2 pseudogenes are annotated in these 420 nt (G+C 60.0%); both read right to left on the reverse strand.

The window, feature by feature from the left end:
- Window positions 1–211 (reverse strand): annotated as a pseudogene (locus P3L18_RS28320) (HNH endonuclease); the annotation flags it as partial.
- 7 nt (window positions 212–218) lie between these two features.
- Window positions 219–344: pseudogene (locus tag P3L18_RS28325) on the reverse strand (rod shape-determining protein); the annotation flags it as partial.
- Between the last annotated feature and the right edge of the window lie 76 nt (window positions 345–420).

Here is a 420-nt window from a genome sequence, read left to right on the forward strand (position 1 = left end):
CGAGGTCACCGATGTTGGTGAGCCCACCTTTCGCATGATCTTTGGTGGCGTGATGGATTTCGACGTGCGCGGCGGGTTGAGTGGACCCGGGAAACGAGCAGTACTCACCGCCGTCTTTGGCGAACAACGCGATCCGTTGTCCTTGACTCGCCAACCGGGCGCGCCCCAAATACAGGGGAAGACTGGTGTGGTCGTCGAACACGGCCAGCCACGACGTTTCTCAGCGCCACGACCGACGGCTCGTTCAGCACGATGCCCTTGCCCTTCATGTAGATCAGGGTGTTGGCGGTGCCCAGGTCCATCGCGATGTCATTCGAGATCGCGCCGAAAAGGGAAAAACTCATGGGAATCGATACCGTTGTTAGCTGGCCAGGGCGTCTTCAGTTTCCGTAGTCGACCTGACGACGCCCCAACTGCCCC

The organism is Gordonia sp. N1V, assembly GCF_029269935.1.
GTDB classification, from domain to species: domain Bacteria; phylum Actinomycetota; class Actinomycetes; order Mycobacteriales; family Mycobacteriaceae; genus Gordonia; species Gordonia polyisoprenivorans.